At 39.3% G+C, this 20,698-nt stretch carries 22 protein-coding genes; 10 read left to right on the top strand and 12 right to left on the bottom strand.

The features are described from left to right. On the bottom strand, nucleotides 1-1,242 hold a 1,242-nt coding region (locus tag C1642_RS07670; RefSeq protein WP_146035318.1), incomplete at its 3' end, for a phosphoenolpyruvate-utilizing N-terminal domain-containing protein. Nucleotides 1,243-1,327: 85 nt separating this feature from the next. Next, nucleotides 1,328-1,813 (bottom strand): RNA pyrophosphohydrolase, encoded by a 486-nt coding sequence (locus tag C1642_RS07665; protein ID WP_000567254.1) that lies wholly within the window; start codon nucleotides 1,811-1,813, stop codon nucleotides 1,328-1,330. Nucleotides 1,814-1,995: 182 nt separating this feature from the next. On the opposite strand from C1642_RS07665, the gene C1642_RS07660 reads away from it, so the two are divergent. Further along, nucleotides 1,996-2,646: an HAD family hydrolase gene (locus C1642_RS07660; RefSeq protein WP_000761586.1), complete on the top strand. Its 651-nt coding sequence runs from the start codon at nucleotides 1,996-1,998 to the stop codon at nucleotides 2,644-2,646. Nucleotides 2,647-2,700: 54 nt separating this feature from the next. Here C1642_RS07660 and C1642_RS07655 read toward each other — a convergent pair whose 3' ends face one another. Further along, nucleotides 2,701-3,297 (bottom strand): hypothetical protein, encoded by a 597-nt coding sequence (locus tag C1642_RS07655; RefSeq protein ID WP_103236138.1) that lies wholly within the window; start codon nucleotides 3,295-3,297, stop codon nucleotides 2,701-2,703. A 95-nt stretch (nucleotides 3,298-3,392) separates the two neighbouring features. On the opposite strand from C1642_RS07655, the gene C1642_RS07650 reads away from it, so the two are divergent. Continuing rightward, entirely contained in the window at nucleotides 3,393-3,629 is a 237-nt protein-coding gene (locus C1642_RS07650) for a hypothetical protein (protein WP_000041994.1), read from the top strand. A 5-nt stretch (nucleotides 3,630-3,634) separates the two neighbouring features. On the opposite strand, the gene C1642_RS07645 is transcribed toward C1642_RS07650, so the two are convergent. Together C1642_RS07645 and C1642_RS07640 are read right to left on the bottom strand one after the other, a co-directional pair. Further along, the gene (locus C1642_RS07645; RefSeq protein ID WP_001046500.1) at nucleotides 3,635-4,495 is read right to left on the bottom strand and encodes a LysR family transcriptional regulator; all 861 of its coding nucleotides are present in this window, start codon (nucleotides 4,493-4,495) and stop codon (nucleotides 3,635-3,637) included. A 117-nt stretch (nucleotides 4,496-4,612) separates the two neighbouring features. After that, nucleotides 4,613-4,867, bottom strand: coding sequence for a DUF2061 domain-containing protein (locus C1642_RS07640; RefSeq protein WP_000244901.1), 255 nt, complete (start codon nucleotides 4,865-4,867; stop codon nucleotides 4,613-4,615). 237 nt (nucleotides 4,868-5,104) lie between these two features. Between C1642_RS07640 and leuC the strand changes: the two genes are divergently transcribed. From leuC to leuB, 4 genes are all read left to right on the top strand, one after another. Further along, nucleotides 5,105-6,523, top strand: a complete 1,419-nt coding sequence (leuC, locus tag C1642_RS07635) for a 3-isopropylmalate dehydratase large subunit (RefSeq protein ID WP_213064263.1) — start codon at nucleotides 5,105-5,107, stop codon at nucleotides 6,521-6,523. A gap of 18 nt (nucleotides 6,524-6,541) precedes the next feature. Further along, the gene (leuD, locus tag C1642_RS07630) at nucleotides 6,542-7,189 is read left to right on the top strand and encodes a 3-isopropylmalate dehydratase small subunit (RefSeq protein ID WP_103236137.1); all 648 of its coding nucleotides are present in this window, start codon (nucleotides 6,542-6,544) and stop codon (nucleotides 7,187-7,189) included. Nucleotides 7,190-7,301: 112 nt separating this feature from the next. Next, nucleotides 7,302-7,892, top strand: coding sequence for a hypothetical protein (locus C1642_RS07625; RefSeq protein WP_001984507.1), 591 nt, complete (start codon nucleotides 7,302-7,304; stop codon nucleotides 7,890-7,892). A 31-nt stretch (nucleotides 7,893-7,923) separates the two neighbouring features. Then, nucleotides 7,924-9,003, top strand: coding sequence for a 3-isopropylmalate dehydrogenase (leuB, locus tag C1642_RS07620; RefSeq protein ID WP_000043186.1), 1,080 nt, complete (start codon nucleotides 7,924-7,926; stop codon nucleotides 9,001-9,003). 53 nt (nucleotides 9,004-9,056) lie between these two features. Here leuB and C1642_RS07615 read toward each other — a convergent pair whose 3' ends face one another. Beyond that, nucleotides 9,057-9,464, bottom strand: coding sequence for a hypothetical protein (locus tag C1642_RS07615; RefSeq protein ID WP_002056803.1), 408 nt, complete (start codon nucleotides 9,462-9,464; stop codon nucleotides 9,057-9,059). Between the two features lie 168 nt (nucleotides 9,465-9,632). On the opposite strand from C1642_RS07615, the gene C1642_RS07610 reads away from it, so the two are divergent. After that, complete coding sequence (locus C1642_RS07610; RefSeq protein WP_064192032.1) at nucleotides 9,633-10,001, top strand: lysozyme inhibitor LprI family protein; 369 nt, start codon at nucleotides 9,633-9,635, stop codon at nucleotides 9,999-10,001. Between the two features lie 51 nt (nucleotides 10,002-10,052). On the opposite strand, the gene infA is transcribed toward C1642_RS07610, so the two are convergent. Then, a complete protein-coding gene (gene infA / locus C1642_RS07605) occupies nucleotides 10,053-10,274 on the bottom strand; it encodes a translation initiation factor IF-1 (RefSeq protein WP_001284370.1) in 222 nt (73 codons plus the stop codon). Between the two features lie 263 nt (nucleotides 10,275-10,537). On the opposite strand from infA, the gene C1642_RS07600 reads away from it, so the two are divergent. After that, nucleotides 10,538-11,548: an AraC family transcriptional regulator gene (locus tag C1642_RS07600; protein ID WP_002009591.1), complete on the top strand. Its 1,011-nt coding sequence runs from the start codon at nucleotides 10,538-10,540 to the stop codon at nucleotides 11,546-11,548. 19 nt (nucleotides 11,549-11,567) lie between these two features. Here the strand turns inward: C1642_RS07600 and truA are convergent, their stop codons facing one another. The 5 genes from truA to asd form a co-directional block, all read right to left on the bottom strand. Next, nucleotides 11,568-12,365, bottom strand: coding sequence for a tRNA pseudouridine(38-40) synthase TruA (truA, locus tag C1642_RS07595; RefSeq protein WP_001190102.1), 798 nt, complete (start codon nucleotides 12,363-12,365; stop codon nucleotides 11,568-11,570). A gap of 14 nt (nucleotides 12,366-12,379) precedes the next feature. Then, a complete protein-coding gene (locus C1642_RS07590) occupies nucleotides 12,380-13,351 on the bottom strand; it encodes an asparaginase (RefSeq protein ID WP_103236136.1) in 972 nt (323 codons plus the stop codon). Between the two features lie 58 nt (nucleotides 13,352-13,409). Next, nucleotides 13,410-14,669, bottom strand: coding sequence for a hypothetical protein (locus C1642_RS07585; RefSeq protein ID WP_000967584.1), 1,260 nt, complete (start codon nucleotides 14,667-14,669; stop codon nucleotides 13,410-13,412). Between the two features lie 59 nt (nucleotides 14,670-14,728). Further along, a complete protein-coding gene (locus C1642_RS07580) occupies nucleotides 14,729-16,093 on the bottom strand; it encodes a FimV family protein (RefSeq protein WP_000128069.1) in 1,365 nt (454 codons plus the stop codon). Between the two features lie 148 nt (nucleotides 16,094-16,241). Then, on the bottom strand, nucleotides 16,242-17,360 hold the full coding sequence (gene asd, locus C1642_RS07575; RefSeq protein WP_000862762.1) for an aspartate-semialdehyde dehydrogenase: 1,119 nt from the start codon (nucleotides 17,358-17,360) through the stop codon (nucleotides 16,242-16,244). Between the two features lie 189 nt (nucleotides 17,361-17,549). Here asd and C1642_RS07570 point away from each other — a divergent pair, with 189 nt between their 5' ends. Further along, nucleotides 17,550-18,671 (top strand): endonuclease/exonuclease/phosphatase family protein, encoded by a 1,122-nt coding sequence (locus tag C1642_RS07570; protein WP_000639214.1) that lies wholly within the window; start codon nucleotides 17,550-17,552, stop codon nucleotides 18,669-18,671. 689 nt (nucleotides 18,672-19,360) lie between these two features. Beyond that, on the top strand, nucleotides 19,361-20,647 hold the full coding sequence (gene gltP, locus C1642_RS07565) for a glutamate/aspartate:proton symporter GltP (protein ID WP_000787677.1): 1,287 nt from the start codon (nucleotides 19,361-19,363) through the stop codon (nucleotides 20,645-20,647). Nucleotides 20,648-20,698 lie beyond the last annotated feature (51 nt).

Below are 20,698 nucleotides of genomic sequence, written 5' to 3'. Positions count from 1 at the left end.
ACGTAACCGACGTGGAGGGTTTACAAAAACACGGCCCTGATAGGCATCCACAATCATTTCTGCATCATCAAGCGTATTTACAGGCAGTTCGGTTACGCCGACCACCGTTGGAATCCCTAATGCACGGGCAACAATCACCATATGCGAATTGGCTGCGCCTTCTGACGTCACAATCGCTGCGATATTATCTACTGGTAATTCTACTAGCGCAGCGGTACTAATTTCTTCACCAATTAAAATACTGTCTGGGCTAAGTTCACGGTGGCTCGAATCTTCTTCTTGTAAGCACGCTAGAATACGTCGCCCTAAGTCTTTAAGGTCAGAAACGCGTTCACGAAGATAATCGTCCTCCATTTGTGCAAATAGGGCAGTGTGTTTTTCAATTACACGGCGCACCGCACCTTGTGCCCAATGCCCATCACGAATCAGTTCTTTAATTTCTGCAGGTAAGGCATTTTCATCTAGCATTCTTAAGAATACGCTAAACAAAGCACGTTCTTCTGCCATGAGCGAGTCATGCATTTTTTCATCTAAAGAACGAATCTCTGAACGTACCGATGAAATAGCTTGATCTAAAATGCGGAGTTCATCGCTGATATCTTCTGCTTCGCGGTCAGGTACTGAACCTAAGTCGGCAGGCGGATATAAAATAATAGCGCGACCTAAAGCCACCCCACCTGCACCGGAAACGCCTTGGAAGGTCTTATAGGCAGGCCCATTGCTTGGCTTACGAAATACGTCAATATTTCCAACCGCATGCGCATGTGCAATAACACCTGAGAGCTGTGCACATAAGGTGACTAAAAATGATTCGGCCGCTTCACTAAAATCTTGAGGAAGTCGATTTTGGACAACTAAAACACCCATAACCTTACGGCGATACATGACGGGTACGCCAAGGAATGAGTTATAAATTTCTTCGCCCGTTTCAGGTAAATACAAAAAGCGTTCGTGCTTTGGCGCATTGTCAAGGTTAACAATTTCTTCACGTTGCCCAACCAGACCCACCAAGCCTTCACCTAACTGCAATGAAACATGCCCAACAGATTCTGGATTTAAGCCTTTTGAGGCCATCAATACATAACGTTGATTGCGTTCATCGAGTAAATAAATAGAGCAAACATCCACTTTCATGGCCTCAGCAACCTGATTGACCATAATGTCTAACGATTCATGCAAACTCACGGACGCATTAATCTCTTGGACAATGCGTCTTAGAGTGTCGAGTTGCATGTTTGACATGGATGTATACTCCAGTATTTTTTTAGACTATGAATGTATTTATAACAGCACTTTTAATAAAAATCATTTGCTAGATAAATGATTTTTAGGGTAATTGTTGCACTGGCAACTGTGTACACAACTCCACCATGGCTTTACGGTAAACATCACGTTTGAAGTTCACCACTTGACCAAGAGGATACCAATAGCTAACCCACTGCCATTCATCGAATTCAGGCGGGTCGGCGAGGTTTAACTGAATGTTTTTTGCAGGCGCAGTTAACTTCAGTAAAAACCATTTCTGTTTCTGTCCGATACATACGGGGTCAGAGTCTGACCGAATATACCGATGTGGCAAACGATAACGCAGCCATCCTTTGGTTTGCGCAATAATCTGGACATGCTCGGGCAATAAGCCGATTTCTTCTCTCAGTTCTCGAAAAAGTGCCTGTTCAGGGGTTTCTCCAAACTGGATGCCTCCTTGTGGAAATTGCCAAGCATTGTGACCAATGCGCTTTGCCCATAAAACCTGTCCATCATCGTTTGCCAAAATGATCCCGACATTGGGTCGGAAACCTTCTGAGTCGATCATTTGGCTACCTAAATATTGTCTATATCGTTGACTTCGATCACGGGGACAAACACTTTTTTATGTCCAGCTCGAAAAGATCAAAGTAAAATGTTTAAATTGTTACGATCTTAACGAATTTCTATCGACTAGCGGAGATAGATTTACATTTTTTTTCTTAAATTTCAGTTTAAACGAGAATTTTCATGAAACTGGCGTTGTTTGATTTAGACCATACCTTGTTAAATACCGATTCAGACCACTCGTGGGGTGAATTTTTAGTCAATGAAGGTTTGGTTGATCCGGTTCATCATCGTCAGATGAATGATAAATTTTATGAAGACTACAAAGCAGGGCAACTAGATCCATATGCTTATAATGAGTTTGTTTTCGGCTTTTTAACAAAGCATGACAATAACTACTTAACTGAGCTTCATCAGTTGTTTATGGAAAAAGTGATTCGTCCTCAAATGCGACCAAAAGGTTTTGATGCAATCAAAAAACATCAAGATTTAGGCCATACCATTGTAGGTATTACAGCAACAAGTGATTTTATTACTGCGCCGATTTTCCGTGAATTTGGAATTACTGAAATCTTAGCAACTAACGCCGAGGTTGCTGATGGTAAATATACAGGTAAAGTGGCGGGTTTAGCGTGTTATCAAAAGGGCAAACTTGCACGTCTTGAGGCATGGCTGGACGGTCGTAGCGTTTCTGAGTCTTGGGCTTATTCAGATTCAATTAATGACCGTTTTTTACTTGAATATGCAACGCATGCGATTGCAGTCAACCCTGATGATCGTCTTGAGAAACTGGCTCAAGAACACAATTGGGAAATTCAGGACTGGTCGATTTAATTTAAAGCAAGAGCTTCCTAGAAAAATGTAATATTCCGGGAGCTCTCTAATAAATTATTTAATTTTTTCTGTGGTAAGCCAAATATTTGAATCAGGATTTTGTTGATGCCAAAGCTTGAATTGAGCTCGCCATTGCTGAAAAGGAACCGATAAAGTAGGTCGTGGGCCATCACTTAAGCTATAAGCCATGCCTTCTACCAGCCATTTAGGTTTAGTTAGCATTGCTATATTTCCCCATTCTTCGGCTTGTCGATGATGAATAAGCTCATGAGTGATATAGAAATCTTTCCAGCCTCGCGGTGCAACCAATAACCCCAAATTACCAACCGCTTTAGCGGCTGCTTTTTCCATACCAAAGGTATTTGCACATTGTGGAGTTGAGCAAAAAACCATAGTGGGTTGTTGATGAAAAGCACCTACTTTATTTTGGGTCTCTTTTAATGCCTGATTATAAAGTGCCTTTGCAAGAGGCTGTGTCTTTGGATCATCTACACAGACTTGACCATCACAATGTAACAATGAAAGGTGATGGGCGAAAATAACACGTATCGGTTTAAACCAAATAAATGTAACTAGAACTAAGATAGCTAAAGTTATAAATATATATAAACCGATTTTAATTATCTTTGAATATTGATTCTTCACGCTCATGAATCTTAAGTGAAAAGTATAATGATAGTAGAGTAAAGGGTATATATTTATAGTATTATTTCTAATCAATATATGGTTTTATTAATTAAAATAGCATGTCTAAAAATAAGCGCACTAAAAGTAAAGGCAGCAATGGTTTCTTTCAAGAATTTATAGATCAGCTCATTACCGCTATTTTTGGTGAGTTACTTATTTATATCATTGCTTTACTGTTTATGAGTGCACTTGGCGGAATTATTTTCGCTGCTATATGTTTCAGTTGGGGCGTTCTATTTTTACTACTACCTTTCGCGGCTTTGATTTATATCCTTGTTAAAAAATATAGCCATTAATACCGTTATTCTTGCATCATTTTAATCAACTCTTGCATGGCTCTAGACTGAGTACGTGCAGGATGCCATACCATACCTAGCTGACGGTTCATCTCGACATTTAAATCAAGCTGCTGCATATCTTGATTCAGCAGAGTTTTTGGTAAAACTGACCAACCTAAACCAATAGAGACCAACATACGAATTGACTCTAGTGGGTTATTGCTCATGGTAATTTTCGGTTTAAGGCCTTGTTTTTCAAACTCAGCCAAGGTGATTTGGGCTGTATAAGTCTGTGCGGCAGGCAGCAAACTTGGATATTCAATTAAATCTTGTAAGGTCAAATTCTTTTTTTGAGCCAATGGATGAAATGGAGCAGCTACAAAAACTAAAGGATCATTCCAGATCGTAATATAGTTAAGACGCTCATCACCTGAGGGCGGGAGTGTTAAAAAAGCTAACTCTAAATCGCCAGCAAGTACCTGTTCGTGTGCTTGTTCGGAATCAACAAAATGTACGTCTAGCGTGACTTGAGGAAACTGCTGAACAAAGTGTTTAAGCGGAGCAGGCAAGTGATGCAAACCGATGTGATGACTCGTCCCGATTTTTAAACGACCTTGTATTTGGGTTTGTTCATGACTTAGCGTGTGGTGAATATCACGAAGTTCATTTAACCAGCTTTTAACTTTTGGTAATAATGAATGCGCAGCATGAGTTGCTTGAACCCCACGGCCTGCCGATTCAAATAACTTTACGCCAAAGTACTCTTCTAGGCTATGAATACGTTTGGTTACAGCAGGTTGGGTAATAAATAGTTGATCCGCAGCCACAGAGATCGAACCTGTTTCCATAACTTTTACAAAAGCTTCAAAGGCTGCAAGATTCATAATACAACTCTACTTGGAATAGAAAAATCGAGAGAGGCTAAAGTTGCCAAGTCAAAATCGTATCATGCTTGCAGCTCAACGTTCTATAAAGTTGTGATTTAGCGTATTAATCTTAATCTAAGCAGTCGTCTCGTTTTTGCTTAAAGCTGATATACGGCGGTCTTTTGCTGCCCATACTTTTTCATGAAAGAAAAATGCAAAAGCTTGTACTGTTGGTTCTAACATACTTAATGTTAAAGCCATCCAAATATTACCCGTTACAAAGTAGGCAACTAACATGGCTACCGTAATATGCATTATGTAGTAACTTAAGGTTTTCTTTAATGTACGTTGATTATTAACAACGAATTTTTGAATATTAGCCATAACCATTCTCTCTACCTGTATTTGATATTTTTAGTATAGAGATGAGAGTATAAGATTAAAAATGGATTATGCAAATGATAATCATTAACAAATCCGATTTATATATTTTGACCGATATTAAAACTTTCAGGAATGATTCCTAAAAGTTTTCTAATTTATAAAAATGATAAATTAGATTTATGTAAAACTCTGGCTATAATCGAAGAAAGATTAAAATTACCCAGTCCAATGGAGCAAGACGACATGGCAGGCAAAACTTTATATGACAAATTGTGGGATGACCACGTAGTTACTCAGCGTGATGATGGTTCGTGCTTACTTTATATCGACCGTCATTTATTGCATGAAGTAACGAGTCCACAAGCATTTGAAGGTTTGCAACTTGCTGGTCGTCAACCGTGGCGTTTAAGTGCAAACGTAGCTACCCCAGACCATAACGTTCCAACATCTAAAAAAGAACGTGATCAGGGCATCGCTGGTATTGAAGATGATACATCTCGTATTCAGGTTCAGACCTTAGATGATAACTGTAAGGCATTTAATATTGTTGAATTCGGTATTAATGATATTCGCCAAGGTATTGTGCATGTTGTTGGACCTGAACAGGGCTTAACATTACCGGGTATGACGGTGGTATGCGGTGACTCGCATACAGCGACTCACGGTGCCTTTGGTTGTTTGGCGCATGGTATTGGGACATCTGAAGTTGAACACGTTTTAGCGACACAATGTTTGGTTCAGAAAAAATCAAAAAATATGTTGGTTCGCGTTGATGGCGTTTTAGGTAAGGGTGTAACCCCAAAAGATGTGGTGTTGGCGATTATCGGTAAAATTGGTACCGCTGGCGGTACGGGCTATGCAATCGAATTTGGTGGTCAGGTTTTCCGTGATATGTCGATTGAAGGACGTATGACGGTATGTAACATGGCGATCGAAGCGGGTGCTCGTGTGGGTATGGTTGCTGTTGATGATAAAACCATTGAATACGTAAAAGGTCGTAGCTATGCACCAAAAGGTGAGCAATGGGATCAAGCAGTTGCTTACTGGAACACATTGCATTCAGACGATGATGCTGTGTTTGATGCAATTGTTGAATTAAATGGTGCAGAGATTGAACCACAAGTGTCTTGGGGTACTTCACCTGAGATGGTGATTCCTGTCTCGAAAGCTGTACCAACTTTAGAACAAGCGAAAGATGACGTACAACGCAATGATTGGACACGTGCTTATCAGTATATGGGCTTAAATGCAGGACAAGCTTTAGCTGATATTCAACTTGATCGTGTCTTTATCGGTTCTTGTACGAATTCACGTATTGAAGATATTCGTGCTGCTGCTGAAGTAGTTAAAGGCCGTAAAGTGGCACCTAGCATTAAGCAAGCCATGATTGTTCCGGGTTCTGGTTTAGTTAAACAACAAGCTGAAAAAGAAGGTTTGGATAAAATCTTCTTGGAAGCTGGCTTTGAATGGCGTGAGCCGGGTTGCTCAATGTGTTTAGCAATGAATGCTGATAAGTTACAACCGGGTGAACACTGTGCATCGACGTCTAATCGTAACTTTGAAGGTCGTCAAGGCAATGGCGGTCGCACTCACTTGGTGAGCCCGGCAATGGCAGCCGCGGCTGCAATCGCTGGTCACTTCGTTGATGTTCGTTCATTTTAATTCGGTCTGGAGCAAACCATGAAAGCTTATACAGTTGAACAAGGTATCGTTGCACCATTAGATCGTGCCAATGTTGATACAGATTTAATTATTCCAAAACAGTTTTTAAAGTCGATTAAACGTACTGGGTTTGGCGACAACTTATTTGATGAACTTCGTTATTTAGACGAAGGCTATCCGGAACAAGACAATTCAGTACGTCCAAAAAATCCGGATTTTGTTTTAAATCAGCCTCGTTATCAAGGAGCAACCGTTTTAATTGCTCGTACTAACTTTGGTTGTGGTTCAAGCCGTGAGCATGCGCCTTGGGCATTAAACGAATATGGTTTCCGTACCGTTATTGCACCAAGCTTTGCTGATATTTTCTTTAATAATTGTTTTAAAAACGGAATGTTGCCAGTCATTTTGCCTGAAGACATTGTTGATCAGTTATTTAAGGAATGTGCTGCGCAAGAAGGATATCAATTAACAATTGATTTGGCTGCGCAAGAAGTTCGTACACCAACTGGCGAAGCATTTAAATTCGAAGTGGATCCATTTCGTAAGCATTGCTTGTTAAATGGCTTGGATGATATTGGTTTAACTCTTCAAAATGCGGACGCAATTCGCGCTTATGAAGAAAAAACTAAACAGGTTCGTCCTTGGGTATTCCAAGAGATAAATTAACCTTTTGGTACATTTTAAACATAGTCATGGCGTCGTGTTCAAACTCTTGCTAACATGCTAAAGCATAACAACAGCTTAAAATTATGCACTAGATGAGGATTGGGCTTGAACAATGAAGAGGAACGTTACTCATAGCTTTTTGTTGAGCCTGTGCGCGATAACACTAAGTGCTTGTCAGAGCACTTACAATGTAGTGGATACTGTTCGTATTAAGCAGGCTGAACAAGAAAATTTGGGGCAGAATGCAGCAATATATTGTTCGGGCGCAAAAAGTTGCGAATTTGAACGGCTAAATGATATTACTGTTGTTGATGCACAGACACGTCGTATTAGTAATCAGGCAATTCATCAAGGAATTGTGAGATTAAATGGTTCGGTGTTAAGTCAAAGCAATAGTTTGTATCTATCTGTGCCTGCCAAACAATATGAAGTGGTGATTCGTTACTATCCGATTTCTCCAGATCGGGCTGAAACGATTCATGTTATTCACCAATTCAAAGCTAACCATCGCTATATGTTTAAAATGTACCGAGACAAATCTAACCGTTCGGGTAGTTTGCTGAATGTTTCTGTACCAGATCCATTATGTGTTGACTTAGAGCAGGATGGGCGGGTAATTCGCCGTTTTTGTCGACCATTTGATGTCACCACAGGACTAGGTGAATTTCTCGAACAGAAAAAACTAACACCACGGCAGTCATAACGCTGTCTTGTCTTTGAAAATGGAAAACTTCATGTCTAAACAGATTTTAATTTTGGCTGGCGATGGGATTGGTCCTGAAATTGTTGGGGCAGCAGAAAAAGTATTAAATAAAGTAAATGAAAAATTTAATTTGTCGTTGACTTGGGAACATGGCTTGTTAGGTGGTGCAGCGATTGATGCTCATGGAGAACCGTACCCAGCAGTAACAAGTGAACAAGCAAAAAAAGCTGATGCCATTTTATTAGGTGCTGTTGGCGGACCAAAGTGGGACACTATTGAACGTTCTATCCGTCCTGAACGCGGTCTTTTAAAAATTCGTAGTGAACTTAACTTATTTGCTAATTTGCGCCCAGCGATCTTATATCCACAATTAGCTGATGCTTCTAGCTTAAAACCTGAGATAGTTGCTGGTTTAGATATTTTGATCGTTCGTGAATTGACTGGTGGTATCTATTTTGGTCAACCACGTGGTATTCGTGAACTCGAAAATGGTGAAAAACAGGGCTATAACACTGACGTTTATTCTGAAAGCGAAATTAAGCGTATTGCAAAAGTTGCTTTTGAACTTGCAGGATTGCGTGGCGGTAAAGTGTGTTCTGTAGATAAGGCCAATGTTTTAGAAGTAACAGAGCTTTGGAAGCAAACGGTCACGGATTTACAGCAAGCCAACTATCCAAATATTCAGCTTTCACATATGTATGTGGACAATGCTGCCATGCAGCTTGTACGTGCGCCTAAACAGTTTGATGTAATCGTGACAGGTAACTTGTTTGGCGATATCTTGTCTGATGAAGCAGCAATGCTTACCGGCTCAATTGGTATGTTGCCATCGGCTTCTTTAGATGAAAATGGCAAAGGCATGTATGAACCTTGTCATGGTTCAGCGCCTGATATTGCAGGGCAAAACGTTGCAAACCCGTTGGCAACCATTCTTTCAGTTGCGATGATGCTTCGTTATACCTTCCGTGAAGAAGCTGCTGCTAAAGCAATTGAAGATGCAGTAGGGCAAGTACTTGATCAAGGTTTACGTACAGCCGATATTATGTCTGAAGGCATGACTAAAGTAGGTACAGCCGAGATGGGTGAAGCAGTTGTTGCTGCTCTCGCTTAATCGCTACTTTGCTAAAAAACGCAGCTTAAAGCTGCGTTTTTTTATGGTTGTGTTTAGCAAGCTTTACCTTCGTATTGAATAGATTCGGCAATGTCATTTTTGAGCTTAAAAATAACCTTGCAATTAAAGTTAATATCATAAGAGTTGCCGCTCAAATTACCTGATTGTATGGGAACAGAACCACCTCTCATATCGACATTACTCACCATCGGAATTGGGATGCTTAAGGGCCGTAAAATCGTATAAATAAGTTGATCAGAAGTTTTTTGTGGTGTGCGGGCGACTTGAAAGCCAAGACTCCGTAAGTTGAGATCTTGCTGAATCGTTGTAGATGATTTGCCTATAAAATTTTTTAAATATTCTTGCAAATCTACAGATTGGCGTGGATGACTAGCACAGCCATTAATATTTAACAGCATGAATGAAAGCAAACTCATTTGACATAAGGTAGATATATTCATTTTTTCTCTATATAGAATTATATTTATCATTAAAGAACAATAGGTTGGATTTGCTAACTTGTAAAGTAAAAAAGCAGGATTATGATAAATAGAAGGTGAGTTTGCCTTTAGACTTATTCTTATATTTACAGACTAATAATAATTGCTCAAAACTTAAGGAAGAAGAGTATGAAAAAAATAGTTTTTGCCTTTTTGTGTTTCGGAATAACCACGGTCTATGCTGATAACTGTGATAGTGCTCGTAATACTTATGATGATATTTACTGTACCAATAAAATCTATGCGAGTGCTGATGCAGACCTGAATAAGAATTATCAGGCATTAAGAGCGAAATTAAATACAGCACAAAGAAATACGCTTAAGAAGTCGCAGCTTGCTTGGATACGCCAACGTGATGCTGAATGTACAGATTCTAATAGAAATAGCGTAGACGTGCAGTGTCGTTTAAAGACAACGCAAGAAAGAAACCATTGGCTGCAAGAAAGATTGCGTGAATGCCAAACGGTGGGATGTAAAACCAGTCGATTAAGTGAATAAAAAACGCAATAAAAAAGCCACATGATGAAGTGGCTTTTTTGCATTCACTAATTAGCGAGCACGGTACGTAATACGACCTTTGGTTAAGTCATATGGAGTCATTTCGACTTTCACACTGTCGCCAGTAAGAATACGAATATAGTGTTTACGCATTTTACCAGAAATGTGTGCAATAACTTCGTGACCGTTTTCAAGACGTACACGGAACATCGTATTAGGAAGCGTTTCGGTGACAACGCCTTCGAACTCAATGAGTTCCTCTTTATTGGCCATAGCCTACCTGATGATCAAATTGGAAAGGCGCAAATTATAGTCAATTTATTTAAAAAAAACAAGATAGACATCTTCTTGTGAAAGCATCTGGTTAAAGTATGACTAATAAAAAAGATGTAATTTTTTTCACAAAAGAACTCTAATTCTGTTGTCAGTTTGGTCAATCAACGCTAATCTAAAATCATAGTTATTAGGGACTGTTCATGCATAAAGAGTCAACAGCTCCTAAGTATCAATGAAGTATCTACATGGAAGGGCACTGCGTGGGTCAGCTAACAGATGCATCAGTTGTATTACGTTTTGGCTATCAAGCAATTCGTCGTGCAGGATTGCCAACAGAAGAAATATTAACTAAAGCGGGAGTCGCTTTAAATCAGGTCGATACAAACGCACGTACTCCGTTAAGTGCGCAGTATGCCTTTTGGACTGCTGCTCAGGAAGTCAGTAAAGATCCAGACATCGGTTTGCATTTAGGTGAGCATTTACCTTTGTACCGTGGTCAGGTGATTGAACATTTATTTATTAGTAGTGAAACTTTTGGTGAAGGGCTTAAGCGAGCTTTGGCTTACCAGCGACTCATTAGTGATGCATTTGATGCAAAACTGGTGGTTGAAGATGGACGCTGCTATTTGACCAATGGTGAGCAGGTAGGGGCAGACAACCTTGTTAATCGTCATTTTTCAGAATGTGCGATTTCAGGTGTGCTCAGATTCTTCAAATTTATTACCGAAGGCCAGTTTCATCCGATCTTCATTGATTTTAATTTCAGTGAAGGTGCTTCTGAAGATGAATACTTCCGCGTCTATGGCTGTCCGGTAAGCTTAGGGCAGAAAGAAACACGGCTATATTTTGACCCTGCCATTTTAGATTTTCAGCTTTGGCAGGCAGAGCCTGAATTACTTCAATTGCATGAACAATTGGCAATTGAAAAGTTACAAGAACTTGCCCGTTATGATTTAGTGGGTGAGGTTCGTCGTGCGATTGGTTCGACACTTGAAAGTGGAGAAACGACGCTAGAAACCGTAGCGGCACAATTAAATATTACGCCGCGTCGTTTACGGACGCAGTTAAGTGAAGCAAATACCAGCTTCCAGCAAATACTTTCTGACTACCGTTGTCGTTTAGCTAAAAAACTTTTAGCAAATACTAATGAAAGTGTTGAGCGTATTGTGTATTTAACTGGTTTTTCTGAACCGAGTACATTCTACCGCGCGTTTAAGCGCTGGACTAACGAAACACCGGTTGAGTACCGTAAGCGTAAGCAACACCGTTAGAACTAAAAATTGGTTAAGCCTACTCAGGTAGGTTTAACCAATGTGGCCCGAGTGGTGGTTGTGGTAAGTCAAACTGCTCGGGATAATAACATTGAATAAAATAGAGACCATCAGGTGGGGCGGTAATTCCTGCTGCCTTACGATCTTCGGCTGCGAACATTGTATCAATATGGTCGATTTCATACATGCCTTGCCCAATTTCAAGTAAGCAACCCATAATATTTCGAACCATATGATGTAAAAAGCCATCAGCTTGAATATCTAAAACCAAATAACGTCCATGTTCAAACAAACGGCAATGCTTTACATGTCGTACAGGTTGATTTGACTGGCAGGCTGCTGCACGGAAGGTTTCAAAGTTATGCGTACCTTCAAATTTGCTGGCAGCTTTAATCATTTTTTGCACGTCTAATTTTTGATAAATATGCGTGACTTGTTTATGTAAAAGTGCAGGGCGATGTGGAGCGTTATATACAACATAGCGGTAGCGACGAGCAGTGGCTTTAAAACGTGCATGGAACTCTTCATCCATCTGTTTAATCCACTGAATTGAAATATCCTTAGGAAGTTGGCTATTTGCTCCCATGATCCATCCACGCTCTGGACGAATCGCATTAGTGTCAAAATGAGCCACCATATTTGTTGCATGTACTCCTGCATCTGTTCGACCAGCACCGTGAAGTGTGATTGGTTCATCAGCGATTTTGCTGAGTACACGCTCTATAGTTTCCTGAACGCTGGCAACGCCTGGCTGTTGTGTTTGCCAACCTCGATATTGAATACCACTAAATTCAATACCGACCGCATAACGTTGCATGGCTTCACCTCTATTTAATGCAGATTTTCATTCCAATGGTTCAACCATTGTTCTGGGGTTGGGTATTTTAAATAGATTTGAAGTGCTTTTGCATAGAGATCTGCATGGCTATGGGCATCATTAATGACAATTTTTGCAGTTTTGGCCCAAGCACTAATTGCATAACGTTGGTCAATACCCCCAAAAGTCACTTGTGTCGCCAAAATTGGTACACATCCACGAGCATAGAGTTCATCTAATGTTGCCAAAAATTCATCGTTTACGGCGATATTACCTGTACCGAAACCTTGCAACACTAAAAAGTGTGGTGGGGCAGGAAGTAAGTGACGTAATTGTTGTACTAAATGCTGTGTTGCAATCGGTTGTATCATCCAGTTTAAAATCTGAAAGGAAGCAGCTTTTTCAATTTGAGCATCTTGTACGATCAATTCATTTTGCTGAGGCGTAAACTCAACGTTACTACTTAACCCGGAAAATGCATCGAGTTCAGTGGTATGCGTTTTTAATGCAGTTTGTGCGTGAAATACTTGATGGTGGAATGCGAGATAAGCACCAACCGGAAGTGCAATGACCTGCTCTAATGCAAGATATAAGTTTTCAATTGCATCAGTAAATTCACGGGTGTTATCACCTTGAATATTGAGTAACGGGTATTGGCTACCAGTAATCACAATATGACAGCTTTGCCCTAAAAAGCGAGCTAAAGTCGCAGCTGCATAACTGAGCGTATCTGTACCATGAATCACAACAAAATGCTGATAGCCTTCTAGTTGTAGGTGTTGTATGCGTTGAATTAGGCGTAACCAGTCAGGTGCTGTACATGCACTGCTATCGACAATATTGGGCGCAGCAAAGCAATCAACTGTTAAGTGTGGGGGAATCACTTTCTCAAGTTGAGGTAGGAATTGGTCATAAGGCATAGGAGCTAAAGGTTCACCAATGCAACCAAAAGTACCACCCATATAAAATAAAGCTATTTTTTTCATCTTTTTGCAGGCATAAAAAAGCAGTCATCTCTGACTGCTTATGGTAAATCGAACAGTTCTAAGAAGCTATGCGATTAAGTAGGTTTTTCGCATGTTGTTGTTGTTCTGTGTTGAATTTTTGCTCATCACTCTGTAGTAAATTACGCGCTGCTTGGTTCGCTCCAAACTTAATGTATTGTTCAGCCAATTTTAAATCGAGTTCATTTTCATTTATTTGTTTTAATTCTGGAAAAGCTTCTAAAAGCGGATCCTCTATTTGGGTTTGAGTAACCCTTTCGTTTACTACCTCATTATTTTGAATTTCAATCTCTGGCGCTGTAACTAAGGCAGGCTCATCTAACGAAAACTCAAGAGGTGCGATAGAAGTCGCTTCTAATGGGGTTTGTTCTATGAGCTTAATTTCATCTAATGATGGAGCTTGTTCAACAGATTTCGTCTCTGGACTTGAAGGATTTAAGTCAAGGTTAAAATCTAATGCATTGATGCTATTTTCTTGGTCTGCTTTTACCTCTACTGCTTGAGATTTTTCCTCAGTTTCATGCAGAGGGGCCAAGTCAAAAGAAAACTCTAAATCGGCCAGCTCATTTGTTTCTTGAGTGGATGATAATTCAGGTTGTTGTGCCGGTTGGTTGGTATTTTCCGTAGCCGAAGTCTGTTCGAATGAAAAGTTAAACTCTAAAGGTTCAATTTCAACAGCAGGTTCTTGTTTTACAGGGGTATAGTCTTTCTTTAAGTCATTAAAAGAAGCCTCGGAAGAACTTGTTGTTAATTCATCGAACTGAGCCGTTGTATCTGTGTTTTTCGGTTCTTCATATGTTTGAGCTTGAGGGAAATCAATAGCATCAGGTTGTCTGGATGATTCATATTCTTTTTGTCGAGTTTCTGCTTGAGCTGCTATTTCATTTAAACCTAAGCTACGAATATGGCTAATCAACTGTTGAATTGCAAATTCATCTTTCTGAGCAATATGAATTTCAAGAAGTAATAAATACAGTTCATGTTGAGTATTATCTTTTTTTAGCGCCTGATTGACTTGAGCTTCAGCTGCTGAAAACTGTTTTTCTTGAATGAGCTGTTGGATATTGTGTCGTAAAGCTTCCGGTACAGGATTACTTTGAGGGATAGCAGGAGTATTTTCCTCAATGACCTTGGTTTTTGTTTTTTCACGCGAACTTTTGCTTGATTTAGCACTCGTTTTTTTGCCGGATTTTCTATTTATATTTTTTGGGGAAGTGGCCTCTTGTTTTTGACTATTCTCGCGTTTTTTTAAAATAACGGCGACCACGAGTAATATGATAAACGGAATCACATATAACATTACTTTCCCCTTAAAAAATAAATATTTGCAATATAAAGCGTGCTAACTCTGGTTTTAACTTAATGTTTTTGCTTGTGAGTTTGTTGCTGGGCCTGTAATTGCTGTTGTAACTCTGCCAAACGCGCATTCAAGAGTTGAATACGTTGGTCTTTTAAACTTAAAGTTTGATTTAGTTTGGTTACATTCCTTTGTAATGTAACGGTTTTTTTGCGAGTTGTCATAACTTTTACTGCTAACTCAGTATTGTTTTGACTTTGTTGTGTGCTCTTTTTGGCACTTCCATGAGCAGAATTTGGGCTGTTCTCTGCCACAATGCTCATTTCAGCTTGTTGTAAACGATATTTAGCTCGGCCAGAAGTAGGTTTTGCTAAGTTAGCTTCAGTCGATTTAGGTTTTAAATGGGAAGCTTTAGTTGCATTTGCTGTTAAGTTTAGCGAACTTCCCTGACGTAAACGGTTTACATCGCCTTGAATAAAAGCATGTCGGTTTTGTGCTTGGATATCTCGCATGACTTTAGCCACAGGTTGTTTGGTCTGTGCTGCAATACGATTGGCAATACTCCATAAAGACTCGTTACGTTGTACGATATATTTACCTGTAGGTGCCGGGCCTTTATAAGCGCTAATTTTTTGCTTTTTCGGCGTATTTTTACTTAATACATTTTTTTGTTGGGCAGTTTTAGATTGCGCTGCTTTTTTGACGGTAGTTGTTTGATTGCCATCACTTGATTTGAGTGAAGTCGAAGGTTGTTTCTCTACAGCCGATGATTCGGTATTCATTGTAGCTATAGTTGGCTGAAGTGTTTGAGTCGAAGGTTTTTCGGTAAAAGGAGCCACAGGAGCAGGGCTAGAACTATTCAAAGCTGGAGCAGTACCAGTGCTAATATTTAGATTATGTTCATTACCTGTGGTTTCAGCCACGGTTGATGTAGTTTCAGTAGGTGTGTACTGAGTACTTTCAGGTAAATTTAGTGCGATATCTTTTTCATTTACGATAAATTGCGGTGAAAGTGGACTTTCGTTCATGGCGGCCTTTTTTATAGGCGATGGCTTTAAAACGGTTTTAATATGTTGAAGACGGGTTGCGTTACCTTCACTGACTTTTACGACAATATTCAGTTCAGGATCGATAATAGGACGCGATGAGGTAATCACAATAACGCCAGAACCCTGACCATTTTGGCGTGTATAAAAGTTTAGGTTACCCGGAGGTTGATGAGTTACTCCCAAACCATTGAGATCATCTTGAGTGGCCAAACTGACTTGCAATGGGGTATTAGGATCTGCTTGCTGAAAATTCATTTCTGCATAAAGTAATTCCCCAGGTGCAGATTGAATTTGAATAGGATCTAATGTAATCGCATAAATAGAAGGCGAAGACATAATGGTGAAAATGGCAATTTTTAATTTGTTATATGCAGTCATCTCAATCCATGACCTGATCAGTCGTAAAGTCGTTCAAAATTATACAATAATGGAGTGTAAATAAATTGTTAATTTTTTACAAACCAGTTACGAAAAAGCCGATCAAATGTGATCGGCTTTTTATTTTGACTGAATAATTCAGATCAAATTATGAGCTTTTGTATTCTACTAAAATACGTAACATACGACGTAGAGGCTCAGCAGCACCCCAAAGTAACTGATCGCCTACTGTGAATGCGCCGAGGTACTCTTTACCCATATTGAGTTTACGTAAACGACCTACAGGTACAGTTAGGGTACCAGTTACAGCAACAGGTGTAAGATCAGTCATTGATGCTTCACGTGTATTTGGTACAACTTTAGCCCACTGGTTTGAGTTACGAATCATATCTTCGATCTCATCAAGCGGAACATCTTTTTTCAATTTGATGGTTAATGCTTGAGAGTGGCAACGCATTGCACCGATACGAACACAGTGACCATCGATAGGAACGATTTGAGAGTTACCTAAGATCTTGTTGGTCTCAACTTGTCCTTTCCACTCTTCTTTTGATTGACCGCTTTCAAGCTGTTTATCAATGTAAGGAATTAATGAACCAGCAAGTGGCACACCAAAGTTCGCAGAAGGGAAACCCTCACCGCGTTGTAACTCGGCAACTTGACGGTCAATATCAAGAATTGCAGATTTAGGATCATCTAACAAAGTCTTGGTATTGTTATATAAATAACCCATACCTGTTAACAACTCACGCATGTTTTGTGCGCCAGCGCCTGATGCCGCTTGATAAGTCATCGCAGTCATCCACTCAACCAAATTATTTTGGAAAAGTGCGCCAACACCCATCAACATGAGTGATACTGTACAGTTACCACCAACGAAAGTTTTAGTACCTTTCGCTAAGCCGTCTTTAATTACATTAAGGTTAACCGGATCAAGAACGATGATTGCATCATCAGTCATACGTAAAGTAGATGCTGCATCAATCCAGTAGCCATCCCAACCAGTTGCTTTTAACTTTGGGAAAACTTCAGACGTGTAGTCACCACCTTGACAGGTAATAATGACATCCATTTGCTTCAGACTGGTAATGTCTGTAGCTTCCATAAGTGCTGGGGCAGTCTTACCACCAAATGAAGGAGCTTCACCACCTGCATTACTGGTAGAGAAGTAGAATGGCTCAATATGAGCAAAATCATTCTCTTCAACCATACGTTGCATAAGGACGGAACCGACCATCCCGCGCCAACCGACCAGACCTACTTTCATGTCATTTTGCCTCGGTGCGTTAAAATTGTTAAAGGGGGAGTTGAGTGTATCAAAAGTGCTCACAACTGCAAGCGTTACAGAATCAAAACAGCAATTTTATTGAGTAGAATATCTTGTTTATGTTACATACAAAATTGATAAAGATGACAAAAACATTAAAAAACAAATCATCTTAAAAGAGTAATTTCAATGATTTATATCGAAGTACTGGCAGTAGTGGTGATTTGGTTAAGCTTCTGGTCACTTATTCCTCGTGATGAGTGGTGGTTTCGAGGTGCAGATTTTCCAAGATTACAAATTCTGTTTATTGGCTTAATTGCTTTAATTGGTATGTTGTTTTGGCCGACCGAATGGGACGTATGGCGTGAGCTTTTGCTTGCGGTACTCATCGCAGCGATTGCCTACCAACTTAAAATGGTTTTACCGTATACGCTGTTTTGGAAAAAACAGGTTAAAAAGGTCAAACAGCATCAGCTAGATCCTAAAAAACAGATTTCACTGATAGTTTCTAATGTGCTCACCCCAAATGATAAATATCATTTATTACTTGAGCATGTACGGACTTTAAAACCTGATTTATTGCTTACTTTAGAGAGCGATACAACTTGGGAAAATGCTTTAAAAGAGATCGAGAAAGATTATCCATACCGTGTGCCCGTACCTTTAGATAATTTATACGGAATGCATTTATATAGCCGGTTACCGCTTAAAAATACTGAGGTTAAATTCATTTTAAGTAATGAAATACCTTCTATTCATACCACGGTAATTTTGCGATCTGGCATGCCTGTTCAGCTCTACTGTTTACATCCTAAGCCACCTAGCCCAACTGAAGCAAAAGATTCAACACTGCGTGACGCTGAGCTTTTAATTGTCGGAGATCAAATTAAAGATCTTGATGAAAGTTGTATTGTGATGGGGGATTTAAACGACGTAGCGTGGTCACGAACAACCCGTTTATTTCAACGTATTAGTGGGCTACTCGATCCACGAGTGGGGCGGCATTTTATTAATACTTTTCATGCGGACTATCCTTTATTGCGCTGGTCACTTGACCATATCTTTCATAGTACAGACTTCGGTTTAGTAAAAATGCAGCGTTTATCTCATATTGGATCAGACCATTTTCCTGTCTATGTCGTTTTACAAACAGGTCGAATATTTGAAGAAATTCACGAGGAACTAGAACAAACTCAAGCCGATGAAGAAGAAGCTCAAGCCGCGATACAAGAAGGTATTGCTAAAGCTGAAAAAGAAGAAAAAATCGTGACTGATGAAATTGCACAGCCTTATAAAGAGAAAAATATATAAAGTGAGTTGTAAGCAATAACGTACAAAGATTTGAGTCTAGGTCCAATAGGCAGGCAGAGTTAAAACCCGTATTCTACATTCATCGGCACACGGAAGCGGGAATGGATAATCCCAAGTAAGGATGCACTAAGCTGATATGGAATGACATCACGGATAAGATGTTAGAACGGAAGCGATAAAAAGAATTATATACCCTGAAAGCACAACCTCATTTACCCGAGTTTTGCAGGACGCAGAACTCGGGTTGATATTTTATAGATATATCATTTAATTCGTTGTAAATAAAACCAATATTTTTAAGGTATTCTTAATTTTAAAATCTACTTAATTATAAGTCATCGTCCATAAATTTTTTTATATATCTGAGCAATTTTTAATGAAAATGGATACAAAAAACTTTTTTGTTAAGTTTTTGTTTTTATAGATTATTGACGGATAAATCTAGGCTTTGACCTATTTAGATATAAATTGGACTTGTTTAATTGGCAAATCTCAATAGAATGTGCCGATCGTTGACATGTTGGATCGTCAACAGGCATTGTTGTTTACTTCGCCGGATCGGCGGGTTGTGATTTGCTTGTGCATTTAAATTTCTGTTTGGAAATTCGTGTACATATTGAGGTTTCACTCTAAAGTAGTGGTCTTCTCCCTCTCATATTTGATACTTTGCGGTGCATAAGGATTGTCTTATGAAGAATTTTAAATTTAGCCTTGCATGGCAAATTTTAATTGCTTTAATCCTAGGGATAGTTGTCGGGGCTGTTTTACATAACCAGCCTGAAATCAAAGATAGTATTGTAAATAACGTTCTTACTCCATTAGGTAAGATCTTTATTAGCCTGATTAAAATGATTGTAATCCCAATTGTTTTCTCTACATTGATTTTAGGTATTGCTGGTGTTGGCAGTACAAAAAGTCTAGGGCGTCTTGGTTTTAAAACCATTCTCTATTTCGAAATTATTACTACTATTGCTATTTTGGTTGGCTTGTTTGCAGCGAATATCTTCCATCCAGGTTCAGGCATTGATATGTCTCAACTGGTACAAACTGATATTTCTCAATATAAGCATACAACTGAAGAAGTACAGTCACAGTCTCATGGTATTATCCAGACGATATTATCGCTTATCCCAACGAACATTATTAGTTCAATGGCGCATGGCGAAATGTTGCCAGTGATTTTCTTTGCTGTGCTATTTGGTATTGGTTTATCTTCATTACCAGCAACAACAAAAGACCCATTATTAAATGTATTTCATGCTGTATCGGAAACAATGTTCCGTGTAACACACATCATCATGAAATATGCGCCAGTGGGTGTATTTGGCTTAATCGCTGTAACTGTTGCAAACTTCGGTTTTGCTTCGCTTATTCCATTGGGTAAATTGGTTGTATTGGTTTATGGTGCAATCTTATTCTTTGCTTTAGTGGTTTTAGGTATTACTGCAAAAATGTTCAGCATCAATATCTTTACTTTGTTTAAGATTTTGAAAGATGAATTAATTTTGGCGTATTCGACTGCAAGTTCGGAAACAGTTTTACCGCGTATTATGCAAAAAATGGAAGCTTATGGTGCGCCAAAAGCGATTTCTAGTTTTGTAATCCCAACTGGTTATTCATTTAACCTTGACGGTTCTACGCTTTACCAAAGTATCGCAGCAATCTTTATTGCACAGCTTTACGGTATTGAAATGTCAATCAGCCAACAAGTGATTTTAGTTGTAACGTTAATGATTACTTCTAAAGGTATTGCAGGTGTTCCTGGGGTATCATTTGTTGTGTTATTGGCAACATTAGGCAGTGTTGGTATTCCTGTAGAAGGCTTAGCATTTATTGCTGGTGTTGACCGTATCATGGATATGGCTCGTACTGCGTTGAACGTTGTAGGTAACGCGCTTGCTGTACTTGTAATCAGTAAGTGGGAAAAACAGTACGACTATGAAAAAGCTGCTGCTTATGAAGCATCTCTTAAGTAAGAGAGAAGTTTTTTAGTCGAAAAAAACCCGCGAACATCGCGGGTTTTTTAT

It is taken from the genome of Acinetobacter sp. AKBS16 (assembly GCF_002899995.1).
Classification (GTDB): Bacteria; Pseudomonadota; Gammaproteobacteria; order Pseudomonadales; family Moraxellaceae; genus Acinetobacter; species Acinetobacter baumannii.
Note: the sequence above shows the minus strand (reverse complement) of the source record. Positions and strands in the feature narration are given on the sequence as shown.